Genomic DNA, 22,110 nt, shown 5'->3' with positions numbered 1-22,110 from the left:
GCATGCCTAACCGGACTGCAGTCCGAATTATTCCGGCGGCGCTAAAGTGCAGTCATGAGCGAGCGGTTGGACGCGTTGCCGGTGTGGGCGCCGCAGGTCGTCCCCCACGAGCGGGGCGATGCGGCGCGCAACCGGGCGCTCTTGCTCCAGGCCGCCCGAAACCTGATCGCGGAGCGCGGCGCGGACGCGGTCACGATGGACGACGTCGCCGCCGCCGCCGGTGTCGGCAAGGGCACACTGTTCCGACGGTTCGGCAGCCGCGCCGGGCTGATGATGGTGCTGCTGGACGAGGACGAGCGAGCCAGCCAGCAGGCGTTCCTGTTCGGCCCCCCGCCGCTGGGCCCCGATGCTCCCCCGCTGTATCGCCTGGTGGCGTTCGGCCGGGAGCGCATCTGTTTCGCCCACGCCCACCACGAGCTGCTCTCGGAAGCCCACCGCGATCCGCAGACGCGCTACAGCGCGCCCATATTGGTGCACCACACCCACATCCGGGTCTTGCTCCAGGCGGCGGACACGACCGGCGACCTCGACGCTCAGACCGACGCCCTGCTGGCCCTCCTCCACGTGAACTATGTCGAACACCAACTCAACGAACGCGGCCACACCCTGCAGACGTTGGGTGACGCGTGGGAAAGCGTGGCGCGCAAGCTTTGTGGGCGGTGATGAGCGCCTGGGTGCTGCACGTCGATCTCGACCAGTTTCTGGCGTCGGTGGAGTTGCGCCGCCACCCGGAGCTGGCCGGGCTGCCGGTGATCGTCGGCGGCAACGGCGACCCGACCGAACCGCGCAAGGTGGTCACCTGCGCCTCGTATGAGGCCCGGGAGTTCGGCGTGCACGCCGGCATGCCGTTGCGGGCCGCCGCGCGGCGCTGCCCCGAGGCGACGTTTCTGCCGTCGGACTCCGCCGCCTACGACGCGGCGTCCGAACAGGTGATGGGCTTGTTGCGCGATTTGGGGCACCCCGTCGAGGTGTGGGGCTGGGACGAGGCGTACCTCGGGGTCGCGGCGGGCGATCCGACCGGGGTGGCCGAAGAGATCCGGACGGTCATCGCGTCGGAAACCGGGCTGTCCTGCTCGGTCGGCATCAGCGACAACAAACAGCGCGCTAAGGTCGCGACCGGCTTCGCCAAGCCGGCGGGCATTTTCACGCTCACCGACGCGAACTGGATGACCCTGATGGCCGACCGCCCGGTCGACGCGCTGTGGGGCGTGGGCCCCAAGACGACGAAAAAGCTTGCCGCGCTGGGCATCACGACGGTGCGGGAGCTCGCGCACAGCGAAGCCGAGCTGCTGACGTCGGCGTTCGGCCCGCGCACCGGCCTGTGGCTGTTGCTGCTGGCCAAGGGGGGCGGCGACGCGCAAGTCAGCGCCGAGCCGTGGATCCCGCGCTCCCGCAGCCACGTCGTCACGTTCCCGCGCGACCTCACCGACCGCGCCGAGATGGATTCGTCGGTAACTCAATTGGCCGAGCAGGCGCTGGCCGACGTGCTCGCGTCGGGCCGGATCGTGACGCGGGTCGCGGTCACGGTGCGGACCGCGACCTTCTACACGCGCACCAAGATCCGCAAGCTGGAAGCACCGACCACCGATCGGGACACCATCGTCAAGGCGGCGCTGCGCGTGCTGGGGTTATTCGAGCTCGACCGTCCGGTCCGGCTGCTCGGCGTGCGGCTCGAACTGGCCATGGGCGACTAGCGGCGCCGGGGCCGGCCGCAGAGCGCGCGTGAAGATGACGTTGACCTGACGCATCGCCACGCTGTAGGGCCACCAGGCCAGCCGCTTGAACGCGTACAGCGCGCGGATGTCCGGCGACGTGTAGATCAGGTAGCGGTTCTTGGCCACCCCGGCCAAGATCTTCGCGGCCGCCTTCTCCGGCGAGACGGCGTGGCCGCTGAACCGGTTCACCCAGCGCGCGACCTTGGGGTCTTCACGGTCCACCCCGGCGATCTCGACGGTTTGCACCAGCGGGGTGTTCACCGCGCCCGGCACCACCACCGAAACCCCGATGCGGTGCCGGGCCAGGTCGAAGCGCAACACCTCGGACAGCCCGCGCAGGCCGTATTTGCTTGCGCTGTAAGCCGCGTGCCAGGGCAGCGCGACCAGGCCGGCCGCCGACGACACGTTGACCAGGTGCCCGCCGTTGCGGGCCGCCACCATCGGCGGGACGAACGTCTCGATGACGTGGATCGGACCCATCAGGTTGATCGCGATCATCTTGTTCCACTGCTCGTGGGTCAGCCGGTCGACGGTGCCCCAGGCGGAGACTCCGGCGATGTTGAGCACGACGTCCATGCTCGGATGGTCGCGGTGGATGTCGGCGGCGAAGGCCGCCACCGCGTCGTAGTCGGCGATGTCGAGGGCCCGATGTGCGGGCACCCGGGCGCCCAGCGCGCGGGCGTCGGCCACGGTCAGTTCGAGGCCGCCGCGGTCGCGGTCGGTCAGATAGAGCTCGGCGCCGTCGGCGGCCAGCCGCAACGCGGTGGCGCGGCCGATGCCGCTGGCCGCGCCGGTGACCAGACACCGTTTGCCTGCGTAGTACCCCTGCTGCCCCATTGCGGTGACGATACCGGCGGTAACGCCCTAGCTTTGTCCGCCCCACAGCGCGTGCAGCCACAACCGCTCCAGCACGCGCACGCGGCGGTCGAGATCGCTGTCACGCCCGGCCAGGATCGGATCGCCGGTCAGCATCAGGGCGGTGGTGCCGGCCAGGGTGCGGATCAGGGTGGGCAGGTCGTCGCTGATCGGGTGGGCGGTCCCGGCCTTCATCTCGGCCTCCACGATGGCGACGATCTGGCCCAGCACCACCTCGAACTGCTGGTCCATCAGGTTGCGGATCTCGACGTCGGTGTTGCGGGCCTCGTTGCAGGCGGTCATCACCGGGTCGTTGTGCGCGTAGACGGCGGCCGCGCTGCCGACCATGCGTTGCGCGAACTGCTCCGGCGACTCGCCCGGCTGGCGCGGGGCGAAGTCCTGGGTCAGCTCTTCGAGTTCCCGAGCGGCCTCGGCCATGAGCTGGGCCAGTACGGCGTACTTGGAGTCGAAGTAGAAGTAGAAGCCGGAGCGGGCCACCCCGGCCCGGAGGCTGATGGTGCTGACCGAAAGCTCCGCGAAGGGCTTCTCCTGCAGCAGTTCCCGCACCGCCTGCAGGATCGCCTGGCGCTGTTTGTCGCCGCGCCGCTGCCCGCCGGGCTCGGGGGTGGCGGGGTGGCTGCTCATTCCCTGACCTTGCACCACGCCCGTCAAAAAGCAAACTTGACAGCCGTCAAGTTTTTTCCGAAGGTTATAAGACAGTGACGGCTGTCACCTCGGAGGGCACGCAAAGGAGCGTCTATGACCGCCACGATCAGCACCCCGCAATACCTGCTGGACCAGGCGCGGCGCCGGTTCACCCCGACGCTGAACACGATCCCGGGGATGGGCGCGGTCGAGAAGCGTCTGCTCACCCACGACTGGGACACCAAAGTGCTGGCCGCCCCCCCCGCCGGCAGCGGCCTCAAGCCGGTGTTGGGCGATGCCGGCCTCCCGATTCTCGGGCACATCATCGAGATGTTCCGCGGCGGGCCGGATTACGCGCTGCACCTGTACCGCACCCGCGGCCCCCTGCACTTCCTCGACTCGCCGATCATGCCGGCGGTCACCGCGCTGGGGCCCGACGCCACCCAGGCGGTGTTCTCGAACAAGAACAAAGACTTCTCCCAGCGGGGCTGGCACCCGGTGATCGGGCCGTTCTTCAACCGCGGCCTGATGATGCTGGACTTCGACGAGCACATGTACCACCGGCGGATCATGCAGGAGGCCTTCACACGCACCCGTTTGACGGGCTACGTCGAGCACATCGACCGGGTGGCGAGCGACATCGTCGCGCACTGGCCGACGAACGACGCGCGGTTCTTGTTCCACCCGGCGATGAAGGAACTCACGCTGGATATCGCGTCCCTGGTGTTCATGGGGCACGAGCCGGGTACCGACCACGACCTGGTCACCAAGGTCAATCAGGCGTTCACCATCACGACCCGCGCGGGCGGCGCGATCATCCGGCAACCGGTTCCGCCGTTCAAGTGGTGGCGGGGGCTGCGGGCCCGCAAGCTGCTCGAGGACTACTTCATCGAGCGCGTCCGGGAGCGCCGCAACGCCACCGGCACCGACATGCTTACGGTGCTCTGCCACACCGAGGACGACGACGGCAACAGCTTCACCGACGAGGACATCGTCAACCACATGATCTTCCTGATGATGGCCGCCCACGACACCTCCACGTCGACGACCACCACGATGGTCTACAACATGGCCGCCAACCCGGACTGGCAGGAGCGGGCGCGCGAGGAGTCGGCCCGGCTCGGCGACGGGCCGCTGGACATCGAGGCGCTGGAGAAGCTGGAAACGCTCGAATTGATCATGAACGAGTCGCTGCGCATGGTGACGCCGCTGCCGTTCAACATGCGGCAGGCCGTTCGCGACACCGAGCTCCTCGGCCACTACATCCCCGCGGGAACCAACATCACCATCTGGCCCGGCATGAACCACCGGCTGCCCGAATTGTGGACGGACCCGGACAAATTCGACCCCGAACGCTTCGCCGAGCCCCGCTCCGAACACAAGAAGCATCGGTACGCCTTCGCCCCGTTCGGCGGCGGCGCGCACAAGTGCATCGGCATGGTGTTCGGCCAGCTGGAGGTCAAGACCGTCGTGCACCGACTGCTGCGCCGCTACCGGCTGGAGCTGACCCGGCCGGGCTATGCGCCGCACTGGGACTACGGCGGCATGCCGATCCCGATGGATGGCATGCCGATCGTGTTGCGCCCCCTCTGACTCCTCGCGAGCAGACACAAAATCGCGTCGTACGGTGGCTCGGCGTGCGATTTTGTGTCTGCTCGGCACCCTGAATTAGGCGATCAGCCGGTTGGCGCAGGCGATCACCGCGCGCAGCGCCGACTGCGTCGAATCGTCCGACCACCCCATCGCCCACTCGTCGCGGGCGCCGTTGGTGCCGCGGACGAACGTGGCGGTGGCCCCGCCCGATCGCAGCTGATGGAACTCGAGGATTTCCACCGGGACTCCGTGGTCGTGCAGCATCGCGCTGAGCGCCGCGATCGGGCCGCCCGCAGCGACGGTTGAGCTGCTGATGCGGTCGCCGACGGCGATCGTGGCCCGGAAGCCGCGGGCCTGTTGCCCGAGCCGCCGGTCGGCGTCGGTGCACGCCCAGTTGCGCAGGCGCACGGGGCCGGTCGAGTGGGCGTAGGTCGCGGCGAAGTGCTGCCAGGACATCGCGGCGGCCCGCTCCCGCAGACCCCGGGGCAACGGGATGCCGAACCGCTCGGCGAACCACGCCGTGGCGGGGGTGCTGGACGGATCGAGCCGCTCGGGAAGGGTGCGCTCGGGAAGAGTCATGGTGCTGCCGGTCTTCTTCGGTCGAAAGGAGTGACCGACGGCAGTAGCTTCCGACCCACAGCGGGGGGTCGGTCTAGGTCAGACCCCGCTGCGGGTGCTAGCTACTACGGCTCGTTCGAGAAGAGGCACGAGCGCCGACTCTAGCCGGATACCGCCCTGACGTGCAAGTTCGGGCCATGATGGCATTACGAGCCGATCGGTCGCGAAATTTTTCCGAATTGTGGTTTACCCGTGTTTAACAGTGGGTATGGGGCGAGGGCAACAGCATTCAACGGCTGTGCAACAACCCCTCGGAAGATGATGAAAGAAGGCTCATCATGAAGGAACGCACCATGAAAACCCTCAAAGTTGCCGCGGCGGCTACGGGGGTGACCGCGGTGTTGTTACTGCCCACCGGATGCGCTTCATCCGCCGCCGGAAGCGGCGGACTCGTCGGTGGCGGGGCTGCCGGCGGCGGTTGTGTCGTCAGCGCGCTTGGGATCTGCGTCTAACCGACCGCGAACAGCGACCCTCGGGACCGCAGTGTGGGGACGGTTCCGGGGGTCGCTCGCGTTTATCCCGTCGGCCCGGCCGACGGATCGAATCGCAGGTACGCCTGAATCGTCGTACCGCTGGGCGTGGTGTGGGTGCGCACGAGATCCGAGATGGCGTTCACCAGATAGAGGCCTCGGCTGGCGGGGCCGCACGGCCCCGGGTCCATGCGGCCCACCAATGGATCCTCGAAGCATCCGGTGTCACGCGCCTCGCACACCAGGTAACCGTCGTCGCGCCAGAACGCGAGCTGGCACGCGCCGTCGGTGTACATCAGGCTGTTGCTCGCCAGCTCGGTGGCGACCAATTGCAGGTCTTCGATCCCGTCCGGGGACAACCCGACCCAGCCGGCGTAGTTAGTGGCGAACGACCGCGCCGGGCTGAGGTCCGTCGACTTCTTGACCAGATAGGTGACGGCCCCGGGGTTGGCGGGCAGCGGCCGGTTGCAACGCTGCAGGGCGGCATCGGGCGCGTAGTCGGCGCTGCGTCGCAGCGCGTCGTCGTTCCACAGCAGCGGGTGCGTCGCCCGGGCGTCGGCCAGCATGTCCTCGCCGAGCCGGCTTCCGTCGTAGAGGCACAGGCCGGTCACCTGGTAGCCGTCCATCGCCCCGTTGATCAAGGCCTCGTGCTCCACGCAAGCGACCAACTCTTCTTCGGTGCGCCCGGGCCAGGCGAGTTGGCTGACGACCCGCACCCGCCGCTCGGGGTGATCGTCCACGAAGCAACCCTCCATCGCCATGAATCGGCTCGGGTTGCGGGCGGCCTCGGTGATGTCCACCATCCACAGACGTTCCGGCGACTCGCCGCCGGCGCCCAGCGCGTCGTGAAGTAGCGCCAACTTGTCGGGCGGCACGGCGACCATCACCGCCTCGTCCATCGCCAGCCCGTCGCTGACGAAGCGCGTCACGGACTCCAGGTACTCCTGCTGGGATTGGTAGATGAGTGCCGAGTGAACGAAGCCGAGCCGTCCGATGTCGGTGCCCGCCGTCACTCCAGCACTCTCGCTCTCAATCACTAATGCCAACCCCCTGCTGGACCGGCCGTTCACTTCCTCCCTCCCCAGTACCCCCCGCGGGCCTCCGCTATACCGCGCTGCAGATCACATCTGAGAACTACAGCCACCAGGAGGCGGCGGCGTCGAGGTGGCGACGAACGCGATAGCGGGCCAGGCTCTCGTCGCCCGCCTTGATCGCGTCCACGATCCGCAGGTGGGCGTGGTGGACGGCCAGCACATCCGCCCAGCTCGGCGGCTCCTGCCCGGTGCTCGTCCAGTGCCGCCGGAACAACTCGACGATGATGCGCAGGAACAAGTCGAGCAGCGTGTTGCCGGCCAACCGGGCCAGGCCGACGTGGAAGCGGAACTCCTCGACGGCCGCGTCGGCCACGTCGCGGGGCGCGTCGGAGACCTCGGACCGGTGGGCGGCCAGGAAGGCGGCCACCTCGGCTTCGCCGCGCCGCTTGACCACCTTGGCGACGTTGTCGATCTCGATGGCGTCCCGCACGCAACGGAGGTCTTCGCGGCTGGGGTCGCGGTACTGCAGGTACAACGCGATGGTGTCGATGCTCGCCTGCGCCTGGGGTCTGGCGATGACAAGGCCGCCGCCGGGCCCGCGGCGCATGTGCGCGATCGAGTGGTATTCGAGCAGCCGCACCGCTTCGCGGAATACCGCGCGGCTCACCCGGTACCGCTCCAGCAGGGCCGTCTCGGTGCCGAAGACCGAACCGACCTGCCAGCCGCTGGCCGCGATGTCGTCGCCGATCGTGGCCGCCAGCATCTCCGCCAGCTTGCCTCGGGGCGCCTCGACGGTGAGCGGTCGCGGCTTGCGCCGCCGGATGACGTTGCCCGGGTGGTGATGCTGCAGCCAGGCGGTCACCGCCTCCACGTGCCGCTCGCTGAGCGTCTTGGCCCGCGCCGAGTCGCCGGACGTTACGGCCGCGACGATCTCGGAGTGGTCGACGTGCATGCGGTCGACGGCCTCGATGGCCTCGATGGCCGTGTCCGTCCGCGACTGTAAGGCGTAGCGGGCGGTGAGCCGGATCAGGACATCGATAAACAGTTGCAGCACAGGGTTTTTCGATTGTTCCGCCAGGGCGATGTGAAACTCGTCCCGCGGCGTCGGCAGTCCGGGCTTCCACTGTTCTTCGCCCCGCAGCACCGCCCGCAGCGAAGCGATGCCCGCCTCGTCGATCCGTTCCGCGGCCAGCGACGCCGCCAGCGGTTCCAGCACCAGGCGCGCGTTGAGCAGGTCGCCGAGCGTCGTGCCCAGGTATTCGAGATAGATGACGACGGCGCGGGTGGCGGGGCCCGCGTCGGGCTCGCAGATGATCAGCCCGCCGCCCGGCCCGCGGCGCATCCGGGCCACCTGATGGTGTTCGACGAGCCGTACGGCCTCGCGCAGCACCGAGCGGCTCACCCCGAAGCGCTCTTGCAGCGCGGGTTCGGAGCCCAGCGATTCGCCGGTGGCCCAGCCGCGGCGGACGATCTCAGCCTCGAGGTCCCGCGCGATCCTGGCAGCCAGCTTGTTCTGCGGCCCGGTGCTCATGTCAGGCCCAAGAATGCTGTCCGGCAAGCGCTTTCAGCATGTGAGCAGCATGCAGCCGGCGACGGGCCCGCCGCCCACGGAAACGACGCCGACGTCCGGGCGCCGCGAGACCTGCCGCTCCCCCGCCTCGCCGCGCAGCTGCAGGCAGCCCTCGTGCAGCGCCCAATAGCCGTGCATCCGCCCGGCCGACAGCTGACCGCCGTAGGTGTTCAGCGGAAGCGCACCGTCCCGGGCGATCCGGGCGCCGCCTTCGACGTAGGGCCCGGCCTCGCCGTCGCCGCAGACCCCCAGGGCCTCCAGCCACGCGATGGTCAGGTAGGTGAAACCGTCGTAGAGCTCGGCGACCTGGAGATCCGACGGTTTGAGGTCCGTGCGCGACCACATCTGTGCGGCCGCGTCCGACATCGCCATCTTCGGGTAGTCGTCGCGATGGAACCAGCCGCCGGCGCCGTCGGACCCGCCGATCGCCTCCACCGCCACCGCGCGGTGCGGGCAGTCACCGGCGTACTCGGCGTGCGAGACCACCACCGCGATCGAGCCGTCGATCGGGACGTCGCAGTCCAGCAGGCCGAACGGGGTGGACACCGGCCGCGCGCCGAGGTAATCGGCCATCGTCATCGGGTCGCGGTACACGGCGCGCGGATTGAGCGCGGCATTGCGCCTGCCGTTGAGGGCCACCCAGCCCAGCTGCTCTTTGGTGGTGCCGTACAGCTCCATATGACGGCGGCAGTTGAGCGCGAGCCAATTGGCGGCGGAGTACGCGTTGGCCGCGACCAGGTCGTTGACGTCGTCCATCGCGCCGACGGCGGGACGTTCGGCGCCCTCCGGCGCCTCGAACATCCGCGCCAGCGGCGGCGCGGGCGCGTTCTCCTGCGGCTTGACCGGGACGGTGCCGCCCAGCATCTGGATGGTCCGGTACACCAGCACGTGGCGGGCGCGCCGCTCCGCGACCGCTCGGCACGCCGACATCACGGGGCTGAGCAGGCCGCCGGTCCCGAACCCCGATCCGCAGTCGGCCGCCTCGATCCGCAGTTGGGCATTGACGTCGCCGGCGGGGGTGTCGCCCAGCGTCGCGATGCCGTCGATGTCGGAGGCGACCAGCCCGGCGTCCTCGATGGCGGCGCGCACCGCCTCCATGGTCAGGTCCAGGCCCGCGATGCCGGTGCGGCGCCCGATTCGGGAGATCCCGATGCCGGACAGGATCGCGTCCTTCTCGAAATGCGTCATGCACACCGCCCGTCAGCCCACAGCCCCGCATTGAACCAATTGAGTGTACTGTATTCGTCGTGCCGGAGGAGCCGCTGCTCATCGAATACTGCGACGACTGTGCGCGCTGGGTGCATCCCGCGACGGGCGAATGCCGGGCGTGCTGCGGCAAGCTGGTCGCGCGGCCGGTGTCGGGGCGGGGCACGGTGTTCACCTACACCGTCAACCACCATCCCTACAACCCGGAGATCCCCATTCCGTACGTGATCGCCATCGTGGAGCTGGCCGAGCAGCAGGGCCTCCGGGTGGCCGCCAATATCGTCGGCTGCGAGCCCGATTCGGTCAGTTGCGGGATGCCCGTCGAGATCCGCCCGGAAAGGGGCAGCGGCGGCGCGCCACAATTCGCGCCCGCCTGACCCTCTCGCGAGCGCCTCTCGCGAGCAGACGCAAAATCGCATCGAAGTCCGAGACTTCGTGCGATTTTGCGTCTGCTCGCGGAGCCGCGGTGCGCTAATTGATCAGCGGATCGCGCGGCATACCGAGGATCCGCTCCGCGATCTGATTGCGGGTGACCTCCGAGGTGCCGCCGGCGATCGCCATGCCGCGGGCCCCCATCGCCAGCCGGCCCACGATCGCGCCGGGCCCGTCCATCAGCGCGACCTCCGGGCCCGCGAGCGCCGCCCAGATCGCGGCCCCGTCCACCATGTGCTCGGCCAGCTTGAGTTTGGTGATGTTGCCCTCCGGGCCGGGCCCCGCCCCCTCGACGCTGCGCGCGGCGCGGCGCAGATTCAGCAACCGCAGCGCGTGGTCGTCGGCGAGGAAGGACCCGATCCGAACCGGCGCCCCGCCCAAGCGATCTGACTGCTGAGCGAGCTGCACCAGCGTGGGCGCGAGGGCTTCGTAAAACGATCCGCTGCCTCCGATGCTGACCCGCTCGTTGCCCAGCGTCGCGCGGGCGACCGTCCACCCCGAGTTGGGCGCGCCGACGACGTCCTCGTCGGGAACGAACACGTCGTTGAAGAACACCTCGTTGAACTCCGAGCCGCCGGTGATCTGCCGCAGCGGCCGCACCTCGACGCCCGGGCCCTTCATGTCGATGATGACGGTGGTGATGCCGGCGTGCTTGGGGGCCTCGGGATCGGTCCGCACGGTGGCCAGGCCCCGCGCGCAGTACTGCGCCCCGCTGGTCCAGACCTTCTGCCCGTTGATCTTCCAGCCGCCGTCCACCCGGATGGCGCGGGTCTTGACCGACGCCGCGTCGGAGCCGGCCTCGGGCTCGGAGAACAGCTGGCACCAGATCTCCTCCTGGCGCAGCGCCTTCTCCACGAATCTCTCGATCTGCCAATCGGTTCCGTGCTGGATCAGGGTCAGGATGACCCACCCGGTGATCGAGTAGTCGGGGCGTTTGATGCCCGCCGCGCGGAACTCCTCCTCGATCACCAACTGCTCCACCGCGTCGGCGGCGCGGCCCCACGGCTTGGGCCAGTGCGGCATGACGTAGCCCGTCTCGATCAGCTTGTCGCGTTGCGCGTCCTTGTCCAGGGCGGCGATCTCGGCGGCGTCCGCGCGGATCCGGGTGCGCAGTTCTTCGGCCTCGGGCGGCAGGTCCAGACTGTTCTCCCGTTTGCCGCCGGCGGCGGTGCGCGCGAAGACGTCGTGCGCCGGGCCGTCACCGCCGAACAGCGCCGCGATCACCAGCGCCCGGCGCAGGTGCAGATGCGCGTCGTGCTCCCAGGTGAAGCCGATGCCGCCGTGCACCTGAATGTTCAGCTCGGCGTTGCGCGCGTAAGCCGGGAACGCCAGGGTCGCGGCCACGGCGGCGGCCAGCTGGAACTGGTCCTCGTCCTCGGCGGCCGCGCGCGAGGCGTCCCATACCGCGGCGACCCCGGCCTCGGCAGCCACCAGCATGTTCGCGCAATGATGTTTCACCGCTTGGAAAGTCGCGATGGTCCGGCCGAACTGCTGGCGCACCTTGGCGTAGTCGACGGCGGCCTCGACGCAATCGGTCGCTCCGCCCACCGCCTCGGCGGCGAGCAGGGTCCGCGCCCGGGCCAGCGCCGCCGCCCGCGCACCCGTCAGGACGTCGTCGGCGCTGACGCTGACGTTGTCGAGGCGCACCCGCCCGGAGCGCCGGGTCGGGTCGAAGTTGTTGGGCACCTCAACCGACACCCCGGCGCGGCCGCGCTCCAGCAGCAGCACATCCTCGCCGGCAGCGATCAGCAGCAGCTCGGCCAGCCCGGCGCCCAGCACGATTCCGGCGTCACCGTCGGCGACCCCGCCCTCGAGCCGCACCTGGCCGTCCAGGCCGATGCCCGCGGTGACGGTGCCGTCGATCAGTCCGGGCAGCAGCCGCGACTTCTGTTCGGCGCTGCCGTCTTTGGCGATCACCGCCGACGCGATCACGGTCGGCACGAACGGCCCCGGCGCCACGGCGCGGCCGAGCTCCTCGACCACCACCACGAGCTCGGGCAGCCCAAACCCGGAACCACCGTGCTCTTCGTCGACGTGCAGGCCGAGCCAGCCGAGCTCGACCAGGTTCTGCCAGAACGGCGGCCGGGATTCCTCGGCCGCGTCGAGCAGGGACCGCGCCGCCCAGCGGGCCTTCTGCGAGGTCAGGAACCCGCGCGCGACTTCGGCGAGTTCGCGGTGGTCGTCGGTCAGTGCGATACCCATGAGGGGCCCTCCTCGCTACCGGCTGGGTAGCCTGCCCCGCTTCGAGGGGAAGCGGGGCGGCTGCCTAAAGAGTGTACTTAATGCGAGGAGGGCGGCCCGTGGGGGTGGCTACTTGGGCGCGAACCGCTGCCCGGCGTCCAGCCGCAGGCACTGCCCGTTGAGCATCGGGTTCTCCACGATCGCGGCCACCAGCTTGGCGTACTCGATCGGCCGGCCCATCCGCTTGGGGAAGGCGGCGTCCTTGACCAGCTGGTTGGCCATCTCGTCGGGAACCATCGAGGTCAACCCGGTCAGGAACAGGCTGGGGGCGATGGCCAGCACCCGGATGCCCATCGAGCCCAGGTCGCGGGCCATGGTCAGGCACATGCCGGCGATCGCCGCCTTGGCCGCGGTGTAGGCGACCTGCCCGATCTGCCCCTCGAAGGCCGCGATCGATGCGGTGTTGATGATGACGCCGCGCTCTTCGTCCTCGGGCTCGTTCTTGGCCATGTGCGCGGCGGCCAGCCGGCTGATGTTGAACGTGGCGATCAGGTTCAGGTCGATCACCGATTGGAACGATTCCAGGTCGTGGGGACCGGACTTGGTCAGCGTCCGCTTGGCGATGCCACCGCCGGCGGTGGTGACGGTGACGTGCAGGCCGCCCAGCTTGTCGACCGCCGCCTGCAACGTCTCCTCGGTGCCCTTGAAGTCGGTGACGTCGACCGGATAGAACGTCCCGCCTATGCCCTCGGCCACCTGCTTGCCGTCGGAGCCCTCGCGGTCGAAGATTGCCACCTGGGCCCCGCGCTCGGCCAGCAGCTCCGCGGAGGCACGACCCATCCCCGATGCGCCGCCGATAACGACGACCTTCTTTCCGTTGATCTCCATCCGGCCTCTCCTTTTGGGTTATCAGATCCCTTGCAATCTGTAACGTTACGTAGGCACGCTAGCGCGTCGGTTTCCGAGGCTTGTCGGCGAGCCATGCCAAGCTGATTTCGTGCTCCTTCTCGACGTGGCGACCACCTCGCTTGACGTGGCCGCCACGTCGTCGCGGCTGAGCAAGGTCGCCCACATCGCCGCCCTGCTGGGCCGGGCGGCGGCCGACCCCGACGGTGTCGCGATCGTGGTCTCCTGGCTCTCCGGTGAGCTGCGCCAGCGCCAGATCGGGGTGGGCTGGGCATCGCTGCGGTCGCGCCCGCCCCCGGCGTCGCGCCCGACCCTGACCGTCGCGGGCGTGGACGCCCGGTTCTCGGCGATCGGGGCGGTGTCCGGCAAGGGGTCACAGGCGCGGCGCGCCGAGCTGGTGACGGGCCTGTTCGCCGCCGCGACCGAGACGGAACAGGCCTTCCTGCTGCGCCTGCTCGGCGGGGAGCTGCGGCAGGGGGCGCTGGCCGGGATCATGGCCGACGCGGTGGCCAGGGCCGCCGGCATCCCCGTCGCGTCGGTGCAGCGGGCCGCGATGCTGGGCGGCGACCTGCCTGCCGTGGCGGCCGCCGTCCTGGGCGGGACCGCGGCGCTCGACGCCTTCGCCCTGCGGGTCGGCCGGCCGGTCGGCCCGATGCTGGCCCAGACGGCGCCCGGCGTGCACGATGCGCTGGAGCGGCACGGCGGGACAACGATTTTCGAGGCGAAGCTGGACGGCGCCCGGGTGCAGATCCACCGGTCCGGGGACGAGGTCACCGTCTATACCCGCAGCCTCGACGACGTCACCGCGCGCCTGCCCGAGGTGGTGGACGCGGCGCTGGCCCTGCCGGTGCGCGACCTCATCGCCGACGGCGAGGCGATCGCGCTGCGGCCGGATAACTCACCCCACCGCTTTCAGGTCACCGCGTCGCGTTTCGGCCGATCGGTCGACGTCGCGGCGGCCCGTGCGACGCAACCACTTTCGGTGTTCTTCTTCGACATCCTGCACCGCGACGGCACTGACCTGCTGGACGCGCCGACCACCGAGCGGCTGGCCGCCCTGGACGCGCTGGTGCCGCCTGCGCAGCGGGTCGATCGGCTGCTCACGTCCGATCGCGCGGCCGCCACGGGTTTCCTGGAGGCGACCCTCGCCGCCGGCCACGAAGGCGTGCTGGCCAAGGCTCCGGGGGCCCCATACCATGCGGGCCGCCGCGGAGCGGGCTGGCTCAAGGTCAAGCCGGTGCACACGCTGGACCTGGTTGTCCTCGCGGTGGAGTGGGGATCGGGCCGCCGGCGCGGCAAGCTGTCCAACATCCACCTCGGCGCGCGCGATCCCGCCACCGGCGAATTCGTGATGGTGGGAAAGACTTTCAAGGGCATGACCGACGCCATGCTGGACTGGCAGACCGTGCGCTTCACCGAGCTCGCCGTCGGCGGGACGGACGGCCACGTGGTGCGGGTCCGGCCCGAGCAGGTGGTCGAGGTGGCCCTGGACGGCGTGCAGAAGTCGTCGCGCTACCCCGGTGGCGTGGCGCTGCGCTTCGCGCGGGTGCTGCGCTACCGCGACGACAAGAGCCCGGCCGAGGCCGACACCATCGACGCCGTCCGCGCGCTGTATTGAGTCGGGCGGAGTTCGGTTCCCGCGCGTAGGGTTTTCGGCCGTGACACTGCACGGGCACGGCGAGGACGTCAGCTACATCCACACCGACGAGGCGCTGCCGCCCGTCGCGATCGTCGACCGCTCCCCCATCACCGCCCGGCACAAGATCGTCTTCGCGGTCGTCGCCGTGATCGGTGCCGCCGCGTGGGCCATCATCGCCTTCGCCCGCGGCGAGACGGTGAACGCGGTCTGGTTCGTGGTCGCGGCGGTCTGCACCTACGTCATCGGTTTCCGGTTCTACGCACGGCTGATCGAGATGAAGATCGTCCGCCCGCGCGACGACCACGCCACCCCGGCCGAGGTGTTCGAGGACGGCACCGACTACGTGCCCACCGACCGGCGCGTGCTGTTCGGTCATCACTTCGCCGCTATCGCCGGGGCCGGACCGCTGGTCGGGCCGGTGCTGGCCACCCAGATGGGGTACCTGCCCTGCAGCATCTGGATCGTCATCGGCGCCGTGTTCGCCGGCGGCGTCCAGGATTACCTGGTCTTGTGGATCTCCACCCGGCGGCGGGGGCGCTCCCTGGGCCAGATGGCGCGCGACGAACTCGGCGTGACGGGCGGGGCGGCCGCCCTCGTCGGGGCGTTCGTGATCATGGTGATCATCATCGCGGTGCTGGCGCTGGTCGTGGTGCGCGGCCTGGCGCAGAGCCCGTGGGGCGTGTTCTCCATCGCGATGACCATCCCCATCGCGGTGTTCATGGGGTGTTACCTGCGATTCCTGCGGCCGGGGCGGGTGGCCGAGGTGTCGATCATCGGCTTCGCGCTCTTGCTGGCGGCGGTGGCATCCGGCAACTGGGTCGGTGAAACGTCCTGGGGCGCAACGTGGTTGAACATCTCACCGGTGACGGTGTGCTGGCTGATCATCGGCTACGGTTTCGTGGCGTCGGTGCTGCCGGTGTGGCTGCTGCTGGCGCCGCGTGACTATCTCTCCACGTTCATGAAGGTCGGGGCCATCGCCCTGCTCGCGGTCGGCATCTGCGTGGCCCGGCCGCTCATGCAGGCGCCCGCGATCTCGCGGTTCGCCGCCGGCGGGGACGGGCCGGTGTTCCCTGGCTCGCTGTTCCCGTTCCTGTTCATCACGATCGCGTGCGGCGCGCTGTCGGGGTTCCACGCGCTGATCTCGTCGGGGACCACGCCCAAGCTGCTGGAAAAGGAAAGCCAGATGCGGCTGATCGGCTACGGCGGCATGCTCACCGAATCGTTCGTCGCCGTGATGGCCCTGATCAGCGCGTCGATCCTGGACCAGCACCTGTACTTCGTCCTCAACGCCCCGCCCGCCCGAACCGGCGGCACCGCCGCCACCGCCGCCGACTACGTCAACCGGCTCGGGCTGTCGGGGACCCCCACGACCGCCGACCGACTCACCGCGGCCGCCCGCGGGGTCGGCGAGAAGTCCATCGTCTCGCGCACCGGCGGAGCGCCCACCCTGGCGTTCGGCATGTCGGAGGTGCTGCAGCGCGCCTTCGGCGGGGCGGGCCTCAAGGCGTTCTGGTACCACTTCGCGATCATGTTCGAGGCGCTGTTCATCCTGACCGCCGTCGACGCGGGCACCCGCGTCGCGCGGTTCATGCTGTCCGACGCGCTCGGCAACCTCGGCGGCCCGCTGGCCAGGCTGCGCAACCCGAGCTGGCGCCCGGGGGTCTGGCTCTGCAGCCTGGCCGTCGCCGCGGCCTGGGGCAGCATCCTGCTGATGGGCGTGACGGATCCGCTGGGCGGGATCAACACGCTCTTCCCGCTGTTCGGGATCGCCAACCAGCTGCTCGCGGCGGTCGCGCTGACCGTCATCACGGTGATCGTCATCAAGAAGGGCCTGCTGAAGTGGGCGTGGATTCCGGGGCTGCCGCTGCTGTGGGACCTGGCGGTCACGCTCACCGCGTCGTGGCAGAAAGTCTTCTCGGCGGACCCCAATGTCGGCTACTGGACGCAGCACTTCCAGTATCTCGCGGCCAGAAACGCCGGCAAGACGTCGTTCGGTTCGGCCAGGACCGCCCATCAGCTCGACGACGTCATCAGGAACACCTTCATCCAGGGCACCCTGTCGGTGGTGTTCGCACTCGTCGTCGTCATCATGGTGATCGTGGGAATCGCCGTGGCCTACCGCGCCATTCGCGGCGGCGGCCGTCCCTTGACCGAGGACGAGCCGGTGCCGTCGAAGTTCTTCGCGCCGTCGGGACTTGTCCCCACGGTCAGCGAACGCGCGGTACAGCGACAGTGGGATGCGGCCAGAACGGTTGCCGCGAACAAGGATTGACGGGCTCAGACCGGGTCGAACCCCGATATCAGCCAGCGGCCGCCGACCCTGTCCATGGTGACCCGCACGCTGGACGCCGTGTACGCGGGCGCGGCGTCGCCGACGACCGTCGTCTGGTTGACGAACAGCAGGAAGACACCGTGGTCGGGTCCCGCCGACACCGACGCCGCGGACCGGACGGTCGCCACCGCCCAGATGTGCTGCTGCCGGGAACCGGGGATGACCACGTCGCGGGTCAGTGACGTGTAGGCGTCCTTGAACCGCCCGGTCAGCCGGTCACGCGCGGCGGCGAGGTCGCGCTCGACCGTGTCGGGTCGGTAGGTCAGCAGGGCGGCCGTACCCTCCCGCGCCGCTTGCGTAGCCTCGATGCGACCCCGGTCGGCATCGGCGACCGACGAAGCCTGCCACTTCAGGAAGCCGGCCGCCGACGCAAGCGACAACGCCAGCCCGGGTATCAGACCGTACGCCAGCACCCGGGACCAGTTGAAGCGGTGGGCGATGCGGAGCTGTCTGTTCGTCACGGCACGAACTCCACGTTCGACACCTTCACCACGCCGTCGACCTTCCGCACCGAGAGCCGCATCCGCCACGCGCGCGGCTCCTGTTGGGCCGCCGCCGCGTTCGACGTGCGAACAGTGACCGCCACAAGGACTTCCGCCCGATCGCCGGCCTGCGATTCGATGCCCGCTTCCGTCACGGTCCCGACCGACTTCGACTGCGTCCGCAGCAGCACGTCGACGAACGGCTGCGAGCGCTGAGAGAAATTGTCGTAGAGCTGGCCCGTCGCCCCGGCCAGAATGCGCCGCACGTCCGCGTCGGCTTCCCGGAAGTCAACGGTGGTGAGGTTCAGCGCACCCTGGCGACCGGCCTGCAGGAAAAGCGCGCGCTGCTCCTGCGCTTCATGCGCCCGATACGCGCGCAGACCGGCCCAGCCGGCCAGCCCGGCCAGCGCGGCCACGATGACAAGCCCGGTAACCAGCGCCGGCCGGACCGGAGCGAGCGGCGGCCGATCTTTGGACGCGTCGTCGACATCCGCGCAGCGACCGGTCAATTCGGCGGTAGCACCATCGTCTGCCATGTGCGTTCCTTTCCACCGGCCAGGTCGGATTGCGTGTAGACATGCCCGTCCGGGCCGACGTAGGTGCCGGTGGCCGGGTCGTACTCGGCGGCCGCCAGCGGCGGTGCCGGGGGCGGCGCGGGCTTGGCCGGCGCGCGCGGCTGCGGGACGGGCTGACCCGACAGCGTGGCGTTCGGGTCGCCCTTCCAGTTGTATCCGTCGTTGAGCGGTATGTAGCTTTCGTCGCCGTCGCACATCTGCACCGTCGGCGCGCGTTTGCCCGGCCGGCCCACGCACGGGGTGTTGCGGACGCCGCGGACGTTCTGCGCGGAGTCCTGCGGTACCCGGCAGTACAGGTCGCCCGCCGGCCGGTCCGGGTAGTCCTCCCATGACGGCACCCGCTGCTGCTGGGCGGGCAGGAACCCGGTGAGACACGGCGGCGGCAAATTCAGTCGCAGGTTGAAGCTCAGGAAGGCGCCCTTGTAACCCTGCTTGGTGTTCCGGTTCGGGACGTTGATCGCCTGAATCGTCGCCACCGCCTGGGGCAGCAGCACCAGCAACTGCTCGAGGCCGGCGTGATACGTCAGCGCCACCTGCCCGACACCGATCAGGTTGGCCAGCACGACGGGCAGCGTCGGATTGACGCGGTCCATGAGCTCACGAACTTCGCCGACGGCGGGGCCGCCTTGCTCCAGCACGGCCCGGACGGCGGTGTCGCTCCTCCGCACCCCGCCGGTGAGGTCGGCCAGGTGCGCGGCCCACGACTGTACGGCGTCCGGTGCGCCGGACTGCGCATCGAGCACCGGCCTGGCACCGTCGATCAGGGTGAGCAGCGCACCGAGATTCTTCCGGGCATCGGTGGACAGCGAAGTGGCGCCGGCCACGAGCCGGGAGAGATCAGGCCCCAGCCCGCCGAAGGCGGTGGAGGCCTCGTCGACGACGGTCTTGAGGTCCTCGCGTGGAACCGACTGCAAGCCCCGGTTCGCGGCATCCAACATGGTGTCCAGGTCGGGCGGCACCGAGACGCGATCGGAGCGGATCACGTCGCCGTCGCGCAGCGGCGGTGAATCGGCGCGCGGCAGCAGCGCAACGTATTGCTCTCCCACCGCCGACTGGCTGTGCACCTGCGCATCGAGATCCGACGGGATGTCGATCCCCGATTTCAGCGAAAGCACTGCCGCGACACCGGTATCGGTGAGCCGCACACTATCGACCCGGCCGACCTCGGTTCCGCGATAGGTGACATTGCCGCTGGGGTACAAACCGGCGGCCTGCGGCAGCTCGACGGTCACTCGATAGCGTCCGACCCCGAACATGGCCGGCAGCTGGATGTAGCCGAACGCCATCACCGCGCCACCGGCCAACGCGACGATCACGAAGACGGCCAGCTGGATGAGGATTCGCCTCGACAGGGGCGGCATGTCAGCGCCCCTGATCCCAGTGATACGGCGCGACAAGCGGATTGCCGGCCGTGTACGGGCTCGGCATCTGACCGATCGTGCGGCCCCACTGCAGCTCCAGCTCGGTCAGATTGCCCTCGAACCGGGTCCCGGTCAGGAACGACGCGTCGAGCCGGCTCAGGGTCAGGTCGATGATGGCGGTCAGGTTGGCGTAGTCGCCGCGAGCCCACTTGCCGATGGTCTCCTTCGGAAAGGGGTACGTGGCGAGCAGGCTCAACGCGCGGGTCATGGCGGGGCCGGCGTCGGCCAGCGATTCCAGCACCGGCGCCAAGTCGTTGAGCTCCTTGACCAGGGTGTCCTTGGTCTGGCGTGCCGAATCGGCAACCAGTGCACTGAATTTGCCGAACTGATCGAGTGCCTCCACCAGGGTCTGCCGCTCGTCGGCCAGGGTTCGCAGCGCGGCCGGAATGGCCGTCAGCGCCCTGTCGACCACCGGCTTCTGGTCGGCGAACTGGCCGACCAGGTTGTTGAGGCTCTCGGTGGCGGCGATGATGTCACCCGTTTGTTCGCCGACATGGCCGGTGAAAATGTCGAGCTGAGCGATCAGGTTGCGCAGGTCGTCGGCTCGCCCGGCCAGCGCGGCGCTCAGCGACTGGGTGATGTCTTGGATCTGCCCGATCCCGCCGCCGTTGAGCAGCAACGAGATTGCGGCCAGTGTCTGCTCCGTCGTGGGGTAGTTTCCGGCCGATGACAGCGGGATCAGCGACCCCTCCTTCAGCCTGCCCCGAGGTGGGGTGCCCGCGGGCGCGGCCAGCTCGACATGCAGGGAACCCAGCAGGCTCGATTGGCCGATGGTTGCGGTCGCATTGGCCGGCAGCTCGACATCGCCGTCGAGCCGGATCGTCAGCAGCGCGTGCCAGCCCTGTCGCTCGATCCTGGTGACGTTGCCCACCGTGACGTCGCCGACCTGGACTCGTGAGTTCTGTTCCAGGGTGCCCACGTCGGGCAGCTGCGCGTGAATGGTGAACGACCCGGGTCCGCGTCCCGCGGTCCCCGGCAGGGCGACCGAGTTCAGGCCGCGCCAGCCGCAGCCGGCCGTGGCGATCGCCAGGGCCGCCAACAGGCCGGCCACGGCGCGCCGCGTCACGATCCGCCCCCGGACGGCAACATCAGGCCGCGCAGGCCGTCGGCGGGATTGACTGAGCGCACCTCGCGCGGCGCGGGCAGGCCCGGAGCAGCGGTCGGATTCTGCTGCGGCGCAATGTAATCCGGCCGCATCCAGTCCTCGCTGTAGGTCACCTCGTTCGGGCGTGCCGTGGCGCCGACCACCAGGTTCTCGCCCAGCGGCGGGAAGTTGTACTGGCGGTTCTTGATGATGGGCGCCAAGTACTGAACGCACAGCTTCGCCGACTGGTCCCAGCCCAGGCGCGAGGCCGCCTGTATCGCCCCGCACAGGAAGGCGACCGGGTTGGCGAAGTTGGCGAACGCCGGCGCGCCGCTCAGCGTGCCCTGCGCGGGCTGGTAGATGTTCATGAAGTTCTGCAGTTCGGTGGGGGCGATGTGCAGGGCCTGCTTGATGTCGTCGAGGCCGGCGTTCAGCGCCGTCGACACCGACGCGAGCCTGTCCGAGCTCGTGCCCAGCGCTTCGCGGTTGTCGGCCACGAAGGTCCGGACGTCGCCGACGACGTCGGCCAGCGCGGTGACCGCGCCGGCGACCTCGTTGGGATCGTTGGTCAGCAGGCCGGTGACCGAGGCCAGATTCTGATTCAGCTGCCTGACCAGGTCACCGCTGCTCTGCAGCGCCGAAACCAGGATGGACAGGTTCTTCACGGTGCTGAAGAGGTCGTTGCCGTGGTCGCTCAGCGCTGAAACCGCTTGGGAGAGCTTCACAATGGTGTCGCGGACACTCGGCCCCTGGCCGCGCAGGTTGTTCGCGGCGGTCGTCACGAGCGAGCCGAGCGGGCTCAGGCCGCCGTGGGTGGGCTGCAGCATCTCGGTGAGCTTTTCCAGGTCCTGACGCAGATCGTCCCACTCCACCGGGACCGCGGTGCGCGCCTGCGGGATCACGGCGCCGTCGTGCAACTGTGGCCCACCGGTGTAGGCCGGGGTCAGCTGGATCGCCCGCGCGGTGACCAGCGATGGCGACAGGATCACGGCCTTGGCATCGGCGGGCACCTGGTACCTGGACTCGTACCAGAAGGTGATCTTCACCTGCCGCGGTTGCGGCTCGATCTGCTTGATGTGGCCGACGGCAACCCCCAGGATGCGCACCTCGTCGCCCACGAAGATGCCGTTGCTGTTGGTGAAGTAGGCCACGACCGTCGTCCGGCGGCTCGCGGCCGACGAGTGCCAGAGCGTCGCGACGCCGGCGAGCAAGCCGAGCGCCAGCAACGCGGCCAGGCCGATTCGGGCGTTGCGGCGGGTCATCGTTCACCGGCCTTCGGCTGCGGTTCGCCCGGCGCGGGCGCGTACACCGGTGACGGCGACGGGGGCGCCGGGGGTGGGGCGGTCTGACCC

General features: G+C 69.6%; 20 protein-coding genes. 7 read left to right on the top strand and 13 right to left on the bottom strand.

The features are described from left to right. Positions 1-54 precede the first annotated feature (54 nt). Positions 55-663, top strand: coding sequence for a TetR/AcrR family transcriptional regulator (locus BST44_RS14630; RefSeq protein ID WP_083177831.1), 609 nt, complete (start codon positions 55-57; stop codon positions 661-663). Continuing rightward, positions 663-1,694, top strand: coding sequence for a DNA polymerase IV (locus BST44_RS14625; RefSeq protein ID WP_083177830.1), 1,032 nt, complete (start codon positions 663-665; stop codon positions 1,692-1,694). Before BST44_RS14630 ends, BST44_RS14625 begins: the two co-directional genes overlap by 1 nt. Here BST44_RS14625 and BST44_RS14620 read toward each other — a convergent pair. Both BST44_RS14620 and BST44_RS14615 read right to left on the bottom strand, forming a co-directional pair. After that, positions 1,629-2,552 (bottom strand): SDR family oxidoreductase, encoded by a 924-nt coding sequence (locus tag BST44_RS14620; RefSeq protein WP_083177829.1) that lies wholly within the window; start codon positions 2,550-2,552, stop codon positions 1,629-1,631. The two genes, BST44_RS14625 and BST44_RS14620, sit on opposite strands and share 66 nt — an antisense overlap. A 27-nt stretch (positions 2,553-2,579) precedes the next feature. Then, a complete protein-coding gene (locus BST44_RS14615; RefSeq protein ID WP_083177828.1) occupies positions 2,580-3,215 on the bottom strand; it encodes a TetR/AcrR family transcriptional regulator in 636 nt (211 codons plus the stop codon). A gap of 114 nt (positions 3,216-3,329) precedes the next feature. On the opposite strand from BST44_RS14615, the gene BST44_RS14610 reads away from it, so the two are divergent. Continuing rightward, positions 3,330-4,808, top strand: coding sequence for a cytochrome P450 (locus tag BST44_RS14610; RefSeq protein WP_083177827.1), 1,479 nt, complete (start codon positions 3,330-3,332; stop codon positions 4,806-4,808). Between the two features lie 75 nt (positions 4,809-4,883). Here the strand turns inward: BST44_RS14610 and BST44_RS14605 are convergent, their stop codons facing one another. Continuing rightward, positions 4,884-5,387: a 2-isopropylmalate synthase gene (locus tag BST44_RS14605; protein ID WP_083177826.1), complete on the bottom strand. Its 504-nt coding sequence runs from the start codon at positions 5,385-5,387 to the stop codon at positions 4,884-4,886. A 317-nt stretch (positions 5,388-5,704) separates the two neighbouring features. On the opposite strand from BST44_RS14605, the gene BST44_RS30425 reads away from it, so the two are divergent. Then, positions 5,705-5,878 (top strand): hypothetical protein, encoded by a 174-nt coding sequence (locus BST44_RS30425; RefSeq protein ID WP_167380205.1) that lies wholly within the window; start codon positions 5,705-5,707, stop codon positions 5,876-5,878. 62 nt (positions 5,879-5,940) lie between these two features. Here the strand turns inward: BST44_RS30425 and BST44_RS14600 are convergent, their stop codons facing one another. The 3 genes from BST44_RS14600 to BST44_RS14590 form a co-directional block, all read right to left on the bottom strand. Next, positions 5,941-6,933, bottom strand: coding sequence for a sensor histidine kinase (locus BST44_RS14600; RefSeq protein WP_083177825.1), 993 nt, complete (start codon positions 6,931-6,933; stop codon positions 5,941-5,943). Between the two features lie 97 nt (positions 6,934-7,030). Continuing rightward, positions 7,031-8,461 carry a FadR/GntR family transcriptional regulator gene (locus BST44_RS14595; protein ID WP_083177824.1) on the bottom strand — a complete coding sequence of 477 codons (1,431 nt, stop codon included), beginning with the start codon at positions 8,459-8,461 and terminating at the stop codon, positions 7,031-7,033. A gap of 33 nt (positions 8,462-8,494) precedes the next feature. Then, positions 8,495-9,688: a thiolase family protein gene (locus tag BST44_RS14590; protein WP_083177823.1), complete on the bottom strand. Its 1,194-nt coding sequence runs from the start codon at positions 9,686-9,688 to the stop codon at positions 8,495-8,497. Positions 9,689-9,747: 59 nt separating this feature from the next. Here BST44_RS14590 and BST44_RS14585 point away from each other — a divergent pair, with 59 nt between their 5' ends. Beyond that, positions 9,748-10,083 carry a Zn-ribbon domain-containing OB-fold protein gene (locus tag BST44_RS14585; protein WP_083177822.1) on the top strand — a complete coding sequence of 112 codons (336 nt, stop codon included), beginning with the start codon at positions 9,748-9,750 and terminating at the stop codon, positions 10,081-10,083. A gap of 94 nt (positions 10,084-10,177) precedes the next feature. Here BST44_RS14585 and BST44_RS14580 read toward each other — a convergent pair whose 3' ends face one another. Both BST44_RS14580 and BST44_RS14575 read right to left on the bottom strand, forming a co-directional pair. Continuing rightward, the gene (locus tag BST44_RS14580) at positions 10,178-12,340 is read right to left on the bottom strand and encodes an acyl-CoA dehydrogenase family protein (protein WP_083177821.1); all 2,163 of its coding nucleotides are present in this window, start codon (positions 12,338-12,340) and stop codon (positions 10,178-10,180) included. Positions 12,341-12,448: 108 nt separating this feature from the next. Then, positions 12,449-13,207: an SDR family NAD(P)-dependent oxidoreductase gene (locus BST44_RS14575; RefSeq protein ID WP_083177820.1), complete on the bottom strand. Its 759-nt coding sequence runs from the start codon at positions 13,205-13,207 to the stop codon at positions 12,449-12,451. A gap of 109 nt (positions 13,208-13,316) precedes the next feature. On the opposite strand from BST44_RS14575, the gene BST44_RS14570 reads away from it, so the two are divergent. Both BST44_RS14570 and BST44_RS14565 read left to right on the top strand, forming a co-directional pair. After that, entirely contained in the window at positions 13,317-14,843 is a 1,527-nt protein-coding gene (locus BST44_RS14570; RefSeq protein WP_083177819.1) for an ATP-dependent DNA ligase, read from the top strand. 40 nt (positions 14,844-14,883) lie between these two features. Beyond that, positions 14,884-17,136, top strand: a complete 2,253-nt coding sequence (locus BST44_RS14565) for a carbon starvation CstA family protein (RefSeq protein WP_083177818.1) — start codon at positions 14,884-14,886, stop codon at positions 17,134-17,136. Between the two features lie 5 nt (positions 17,137-17,141). On the opposite strand, the gene BST44_RS14560 is transcribed toward BST44_RS14565, so the two are convergent. The 5 genes from BST44_RS14560 to BST44_RS14540 are packed head-to-tail and all read right to left on the bottom strand — an operon-like array spanning position 17,142 to position 22,020. Next, positions 17,142-17,657 (bottom strand): hypothetical protein, encoded by a 516-nt coding sequence (locus tag BST44_RS14560; RefSeq protein ID WP_083177817.1) that lies wholly within the window; start codon positions 17,655-17,657, stop codon positions 17,142-17,144. Beyond that, on the bottom strand, positions 17,654-18,187 hold the full coding sequence (locus BST44_RS14555; protein ID WP_341865316.1) for an Rv1363c family protein: 534 nt from the start codon (positions 18,185-18,187) through the stop codon (positions 17,654-17,656). The genes BST44_RS14560 and BST44_RS14555 overlap by 4 nt, the downstream gene beginning before the upstream one ends. After that, positions 18,184-19,614, bottom strand: coding sequence for an MCE family protein (locus BST44_RS14550; RefSeq protein WP_083177815.1), 1,431 nt, complete (start codon positions 19,612-19,614; stop codon positions 18,184-18,186). The genes BST44_RS14555 and BST44_RS14550 overlap by 4 nt, the downstream gene beginning before the upstream one ends. 1 nt (position 19,615) lies before the next feature. Continuing rightward, positions 19,616-20,740, bottom strand: coding sequence for a virulence factor Mce family protein (locus BST44_RS14545; RefSeq protein WP_279628978.1), 1,125 nt, complete (start codon positions 20,738-20,740; stop codon positions 19,616-19,618). Then, positions 20,737-22,020 (bottom strand): MCE family protein, encoded by a 1,284-nt coding sequence (locus BST44_RS14540; protein ID WP_083177814.1) that lies wholly within the window; start codon positions 22,018-22,020, stop codon positions 20,737-20,739. The genes BST44_RS14545 and BST44_RS14540 overlap by 4 nt, the downstream gene beginning before the upstream one ends. Positions 22,021-22,110 lie beyond the last annotated feature (90 nt).

This window comes from Mycobacterium scrofulaceum, from assembly GCF_002086735.1.
GTDB lineage: Bacteria > Actinomycetota > Actinomycetes > Mycobacteriales > Mycobacteriaceae > Mycobacterium > Mycobacterium scrofulaceum.
The sequence above is the reverse complement of the archived record's forward strand: the minus strand, read 5'-3'. Positions and strand labels throughout refer to the sequence as shown.